Genomic DNA, 7,213 nt, shown 5'->3' on the forward strand with positions numbered 1-7,213 from the left:
AGGCCGCGAGCTAACGCGGCTTCGGGATGCGCTTGAACTTGACGCTCTTGCCGTCGGCCTGGCGCGTGGCGATGTAGCCGCCGTCGAGACAGGCTTCGCGCTGCGGCATCTTCTCCTGCGGGCTGCGCAATGAGTCCCACCACGACGCCCGATGCGCGGCGCGCGGCAGCGCCGCATCGATGATCGCCTCGATCTCGTCGAAGGTCAGCACGAATTCGGGGAGATGCTGCTTTTTCAGGTAATCCCGCAGCGCGTCGTAGTCGTTCACAGCGTCCTCGATGACAATATCCGAAATTCCCGCAACCACCCGTTAACTCATTCGGCGAGCGCTGTCGCCATTTAAGAACACGACAAGATATCCGGACGCATGACGGCGCTTTGGAGCGAAACATGCCATTTCGACGGGGACGGGACGGAAGGCGGCGCCCGCGGCTATCGGCAAAGCTGCTAATCGCCTCGTCGGTCGCGACCGTCATCGGCTTCTCCGCGATCTGCGCCAGCGTGATGCTCGACATGCGCCGCGGCGAGGAAGAACTGGCCCGACAGACGCTGGAGAACCTCGCCTCAGGCATCGACGCCGACATCAGCCGCAACATCGAGCTCTACGACCTGTCGCTGCGCGCAGTCGCCAGCAATCTCGAGACGCCGGAGACCAGCAATGTCAGCAAGGAAGTCCGGCATCTGATCCTGTTCGATCACGCCGCGAGCGCGAAGCATTTCGGCGCAATCCAGGTGTTCAACGCGGATGGCAACCTGACCATCGACGCCGCGAGCCTCGATCCGCAGCCGGAGAACCGCCGCGACGAGGAGTACTTCACGGTTCATCGCGACCATCCCGACGTCGGGCTGTTCATCAGCCGGCCGATGCTGCATCGCGGCGCCTATGCCATCGTGCTGAGCCGGCGCATCACCGGCGCGGGCGGCCAGTTCCTCGGTGTCGTGGTCGGCTCGGTCCGCTTCAGCTATTTCCACGATCTGTTCGGGCGGTTGAATCTCACGCCCGGCGACACCATCACCGTACTGCGCAGCGACCGCACGATCATCATGCGCACGCCCTTCGACCTCGACGTCATCGGCAAGACCCTGCCGGACACTGCAGGCTGGACGCGCGAGCGCCTGAAGGAAGGCAGCTGGTTTGCCGGCAAGGGCCCGATCGACACGACGCCCCGGCTCTATGTCCGGCGCACCGGCGCGAGCCCGCTCCATGTCGTGGTCGGCAAACCGCTCGCAAGCATCTTCAACCTGTGGCGGACCGAGGCGATCCGGATCGGCGCCATCATGGCGGCACTGATCGTGTTCGTGCTCTCGACGGCGCTGTTCCTCGCCCGCGAGATCGGCCGCCGCGCCGACGCGGAGGACAGGCTCGAGGAGATGGCGACGACCGACGCGCTCACCGGCCTCCGAAACCGGCGCAAGTTCGACGCCGAGATCGAACTCGAATGGCGCCGTGCGATCCGGCACGGCGTCCCGATCGCGCTCATGATGATCGATGCCGATCATTTCAAGGCCTACAACGACACCTATGGGCACCAGGCCGGCGACCAGGTGCTGGTCGGAATCGCGATCTGCATTTCGGATGCGGTGCGCCGCGCCGGCGAATGCGCCGCGCGCTTCGGCGGCGAGGAATTTGCGGTGCTGCTCCCCGGCACCGATGCGATCGAGGCGTTCAAGACCGCCGAGATGATCCGCGCGAAGGTCGAGCAATGGTGCGAGGGCGAGATCATCACGACCGTCAGCATCGGCGTCGCCAGCATGAAGCCTGTGGTGGGCCAGCAATGGGGTGACCTGGTCGAAGCCGCCGACAAGGCGCTCTACGCCGCCAAGGCCAACGGCCGCAACCAGTCTGTGCTCGCACGCGTGCCGCAGATCGCGCTGGTGGCGTGAGGCTGTGGCGCGTCGTGCACCGTCTTGCCGGCGGATCGGCGTCGCGACCGAGCCGGGGTTAGCCATCAGGGCTATGGCGGCGGGCGGCCAGCAGGCGTACGCTGCCCTTCGTGGGTGCTTATTCATCAACGGCAGCAGGATATCGCCATGCCATTGTTGGAATTGCCGCACTGGTTGATCATTGCTGGAACCCTCCTTGTCTTGGTTGGGCTGGTTGGCCTGGCCTTCGGCCCAAGGAAGCGCGCAGAACCCGAACCCGAGCTGCTTCCCGGAGACCTCGACGCGTGGAAAGCCGAGCAGCACCGATCATCGGATGATCACCACAGGAGCGCAGCCGCTTAACAGACTGAGCGAGCATGTTTGAGGAGACACTGGATTGCCGCGGCGCTGCGCGCTCCGCAATGACGACGCTGCACTTTCCGATTTACATATCAAACAGCCTGTCATCACCCGCGCATGCCGAAAGCGGGTGATCCAGTATTCCAGAGACGCCGATGCTTGAGCCGAGAGGCCGCGGCGTACTGGTCGCCCGGTCCCGTCTACGCCAAGGCTTCGACGAGGCCACAAATCCTTGGCGCGCCGAAGCTTTAGCGAAGGCGGCAAGCCGGGCGATGACAGAAGTGCTTGGGATACAGCTTCGCGCTCTCGCGGCATGATTTGCCCGAGCTTTGCATTTCGTTTCACCCTCTCTTGAACAGAGGGCGCAGGGAAAGCCGGGTGCCGATCGCACCCATGGGCCCTGTGCAATGAAAAAAGCACAGGGGTAGGACCACAGGTGTAACCGGAGCAATCCCGGCTTTCCCTGCGCGATGGGTTACGGCTTATACGTACTCTCCCCGGCGAGACTGGGCTTGCTTGTCACCGCTGTTGCAAGACTCAAATTGCGTCTTGCAACGGACACCTGCCACTAGGGCGTCAGGCCTGCACGACTTCGCCGTCCGCCTCATGCGCACTCGTCAGTTGCGCAATCGGCGTCCACCGCATCTCACCGCAACACCCGTGACGATCGCGACGCGTCCCTCAATCGGGTGAGACGGGGGATTCATACACCGAATTGCAATTCTGATAAACAGAAATATTTTTATTGCAGGGGCTTGCCAGGTCGGGCAACTCAGTGATCGGCGTGTAAGGCACCATGGAAGGGTTCCCCCTCCACTCGTGGGAGTCCGAGGCGAGCGAAGCTCGCTCTCGAGGTTAGGGAGAAGGATGACACACGGCGTGCACGCTCCGAATTCAGAACGGCGACACGCGCGAACGAAGATTGCGAGGACGCTGCGCTCATCAATCATCTCGCCCGCAGCTTACCCTCTCCCCAGCCCTCCCCCACAAGGGGAGGAGCCTGAGCGGCGTGCTCACCTCACCGGCGATTCACGACAACGATCGCGGTGGCCTCACTTCTCCAGATACTTCTTCATGTCCGCGCGCAGGCCATCGCGCAGATCGTCGCGCTTGAGGCCGAAGGCGATGTTGGCGCGGAGGAAGCCGGCCTTCGAGCCGCAATCATGGCGCTCGCCCTCGAACTCGACGCCGTAGAATTTCTGCGTCTTCGCCAGCCCGATCATAGCGTCGGTGAGCTGGATTTCGCCGCCGGCGCCGCGCTCCTGCTTGGCCAGGATATTGAAGATCTCCGGCTGCAGGATGTAGCGCCCGGTGATCGAGAGGTTGGACGGCGCCGTGCCCTGCGGCGGCTTCTCGACCATGCCGTCGACCTCGAAGATCTTGCCGGTGCGTTTGCCGACACCGCAGATGCCGTATTGATGGGTCATGTTGTCGGGCACCGCCTCGACCGCGAGCACGTTCGATTTCTCGCCGAGTTTGGTTGCGGCCTCGATCATCTGCTTGAGGCAGCCCGGCGTGTTCAGCACCAGCTCGTCCGGCAGCACCACGGCGAACGGCTCGTTGCCGACGATGTCGCGCGCGCACCACACGGCGTGACCCAGGCCCAGCGGCGCCTGTTGCCGGGTGAAGCTCATCGCGCCGGCTTCGGGCTGGTTCTGCGCCAGGATCTCCTGCTCGACCTTCTTGCCGCGCTGGGCGAGCGTAGTGTCGAGCTCGAACATGCGGTCGAAATGGTCCTCGATCACGCCCTTGTTGCGGCCGGTCACGAACACGAAGTGCTCGATGCCGGCTTCCCTGGCTTCGTCGACCACGTACTGGATCAAGGGCTTGTCGACGATGGTCAACATCTCCTTCGGCATCGCCTTGGTGGCGGGCAGCACACGGGTACCGAGACCGGCGACGGGGAAGACGGCTTTGCGGATTTTCATGGGATGATCGGATGCCTTGAAAACGGGTGGGAGAGGCAATCGCCCCTTGGTAGCTGGTTTGCAGCCGGTAACAAAGGCGGATGAAAGGCAGATGTACGATGCGGCATATTTCCGCCGTTCCAGCCGGCCAAACAGAGGCGGCACCAAATTCTTGCCTTTGTTAAGCGATTGGAAACCGTGACGGGGCCTTCTGAAACGTCACGTTTTTTGGCAGGCGCATCACATGCGGTCGACGGGAACATCGAGAATCAACCGAATCGGCGCGATTGCGATCGCGTTGTCGCTGCTGAGCCCTCTGCTGGTCCCTCGCAGCGCCCTTGCCCAATCGGCGGGCAACGGACTGACGGACCTGATCGACAGTATCTTTTCAAGGGCGAACCAGCCGCCGCAGGCCGCGACCGGGCCGGACGGCGCGGCGCCGCCATGGAGCGGGGAAGACGGCGCATCCGGCCATCCGCTGATGACCGCCGCCGCGATCCGCCAGGCGGCGGCGAACTTTCCGAACTGCATCGCCGCGATGTGGCCAGATGCCGCACGGCGGAACATCACGCAGGAGAACTACGAGCGCTTCACCGCGGGCCTGCAGCCCGATTTGCGCATCATGGACCTGCTCGATTCGCAGCCGGAATTCACCAAGGCGATCTGGGACTATCTCGACATTCTCGTGAGCGACGCGCGACTGGCCAAGGGCCGCGAGATCCTCGCGAAGTACAAGCCGCAATTTGACGCGACCGAGCGGGCCTACGGCGTCGACCGCTACATCATCGCGGCGATCTGGGGCATCGAGTCGAACTACTCGACCCAGATGGGCGACCGCAGCGTGGTACAGTCGACCGCGACGCTCGCCTGCGTCGGCCGCCGCCAGGCCTATTTCAAGGACGAGTTCCTGTCGGCGCTGGAGATCCTCAACCGCGGCGACCTGCGCCCGGAGCAGATGCGGGGCTCCTGGGCCGGCGCGTTCGGCCCGACCCAGTTCATGCCCACCGCGTTCAAGCGTTACGCCGTCGACGCCGATGGCGACGGCCGCCGCGACGTCGTCGACAATCCGGCCGACCTGATCGCCTCGACCGCCAACAACCTGAAGAAGGACGGCTGGCAGAACGGCGCCAGTTGGGGCTACGAGGTCGTGGTTCCCCAGGGCTTCAACTACATGCTGGCCGACCGCGCCAAGGCAATGCCGCTGTCGCAATGGGCGCATCTCGGCCTGAAGCGCGCCAACAACCAGACGTTCCCGCGGCCGTCCGAAAAAGCCTATCTGCTGGCGCCGGCCGGCACCGAGGGACCGGCGTTCCTGATGCTGCAGAATTTCCGGGTCATCATGAAGTACAACCCGGCGGAGGCCTATGCGCTCGCGATCGGGCATTTCGCCGACCGCCTGCGGGGCGGGCCGCCCTTCGTGCAGCCCTGGCCGCGCCAGGAACGGGTTCTGTCGCGCGCCGAGCGACTGGAACTGCAGCAGCTGCTCGCCCAGCGCGGCTTCTACAAGGGCACCCCTGACGGCCAGATCGGCGGCCTGACCCGCGATGCGCTGCGCGGCTTCCAGGTCTCGATCGGGGCTCCGGCCGATGGATTTGCCACCTCCGAGGTGCTGGACCGGCTGCGGGGGCAGTAGGTCGAAAGCCGCCTGAATCTTCGGCTTAGCGCGCGCGCCGCGAGGAGATTGCGCGCCCTCTCCCGCTTGCAAGCGGGAGAGGTAGGTGAGCCCGCGGGCTCGCCCCAAAAGTAACCGTGAAATCCGATATTTGCGCCGCACCTTGACGGCGCCCGGAGAGGCCCGATTTATGGTGGAAAAGCTGCCCGCTTGCGGCCCGATTCCGCTAGTATGCTTGGGCACTTCCAGACCATTGCGACCGAAATTCAATGCCGAAGCCGAGATCGTTTTTGCGCATCTTCACCGAAGCCGGTCCGCTGGCCGCGCTGGCGGTTGCGATCGTGCTGTTGCTCGGCATCGCCGGGCCCGCTTCGGCGCAGTTCTTCAACTTCCCAGGCTTCGGCGGCGGACCACCCCCGCAGCGCCATGCCCCGCAGCGCGGCGGCGGTGGCTGGTTCGGAGGCGATTTCTTCGCGCCGTTCCAGGAGCGGCAAGCGCCGCAACAACAGCAGCAGCAGCGGCCGCGCGAGGATTTCTCGCGTGCCCCGGCCCCGGCCAAGCGCGAGGCCGCGGCGGAACGCAATGTGCTGGTGCTCGGCGATGCCATGGCCGACTGGCTCGCCTATGGCCTCGAGGATGCCTATTCCGACCAGCCCGACATGGGCGTCATCCGCAAGCACAAGACGGTGTCCGGCCTGATCCATTATCAGCCCAAGGGCGATCCGGCGGACTGGGCGGCCGCCGCGAAGGGCATTCTCGCCAACGAAAATCCCGACGCGATCGTCGTCATGCTCGGCCTCAACGACCGCACCTCGATCCGCGAGCCGGTGGTGGAGAAGAAGACCGACAAGAAGGACGAGAAAAAGGACGCGCGCGCCAAGCCGGATGCGAAGCCCGGCGATGCCAAGCCGGACGCCGCGGCCAAATCCGACAACAAGCCGGCCGAAGCCGAGCCGACGCCCGACGACGAGAGCGACGCCGCACAGGCCGCGCCCGAAAAGGCCCCGCGCAACCCCAACGGCGTCTACGAATTCCGCGACGAGCGCTGGGTCGAACTCTACAGCAAGAAGATCGAGGAGATGATCAACGTGCTGAAGAGCAAGGGCGTGCCGGTGCTGTGGGTCGGCCTGCCCGCGATCCGCGGCCAGAAGGGCACCTCCGACATGCTGTTCCTCGACGCGCTGTATCGCGACGCGGCCGGCAAAGCCGGCATCACCTATGTCGATGTCTGGGACGGCTTCGTCGACGAGTCCGGTCGCTACCTGCAGAAGGGCCCCGACTTCGAGGGCCAGATCCGCGTGTTGCGCACCTATGACGGCGTGTTCTTCACCAAGGCCGGCGCGCGCAAGCTCGCCCATTATGTCGAGCGCGAGGTGAACCGCCTGCTGGCCGCGCGCTCCGGCCCGATCGCGCTGCCCAACGAACCTGCAACGACACCCGAGACCAGCACTGAACCCGGCAAGCCCCCGCC

At 64.8% G+C, this 7,213-nt stretch carries 5 protein-coding genes; 3 read left to right on the forward strand and 2 right to left on the reverse strand.

Annotated features, from left to right (window positions below; genetic code table 11):
- Positions 1-10: 10 nt before the first annotated feature.
- Positions 11-268, reverse strand: coding sequence for a DUF7662 domain-containing protein (locus AS156_RS22430; RefSeq protein WP_066508795.1), 258 nt, complete (start codon positions 266-268; stop codon positions 11-13).
- A 122-nt stretch (positions 269-390) separates the two neighbouring features.
- On the opposite strand from AS156_RS22430, the gene AS156_RS22435 reads away from it, so the two are divergent.
- The gene (locus AS156_RS22435) at positions 391-1,884 is read left to right on the forward strand and encodes a sensor domain-containing diguanylate cyclase (RefSeq protein ID WP_066508775.1); all 1,494 of its coding nucleotides are present in this window, start codon (positions 391-393) and stop codon (positions 1,882-1,884) included.
- Positions 1,885-3,275: 1,391 nt separating this feature from the next.
- Here the strand turns inward: AS156_RS22435 and galU are convergent.
- Positions 3,276-4,151, reverse strand: coding sequence for a UTP--glucose-1-phosphate uridylyltransferase GalU (gene galU / locus AS156_RS22445; RefSeq protein ID WP_066508781.1), 876 nt, complete (start codon positions 4,149-4,151; stop codon positions 3,276-3,278).
- Between the two features lie 223 nt (positions 4,152-4,374).
- Here galU and AS156_RS22450 point away from each other — a divergent pair, with 223 nt between their 5' ends.
- Complete coding sequence (locus AS156_RS22450) at positions 4,375-5,763, forward strand: lytic murein transglycosylase (RefSeq protein WP_066508782.1); 1,389 nt, start codon at positions 4,375-4,377, stop codon at positions 5,761-5,763.
- Between the two features lie 248 nt (positions 5,764-6,011).
- A partial coding sequence (locus AS156_RS22455) for an SGNH/GDSL hydrolase family protein (RefSeq protein WP_066508783.1) occupies positions 6,012-7,213 on the forward strand: 1,202 nt, incomplete at its 3' end.

The organism is Bradyrhizobium macuxiense (genome assembly GCF_001542415.1).
GTDB classification, from domain to species: domain Bacteria; phylum Pseudomonadota; class Alphaproteobacteria; order Rhizobiales; family Xanthobacteraceae; genus Bradyrhizobium; species Bradyrhizobium macuxiense.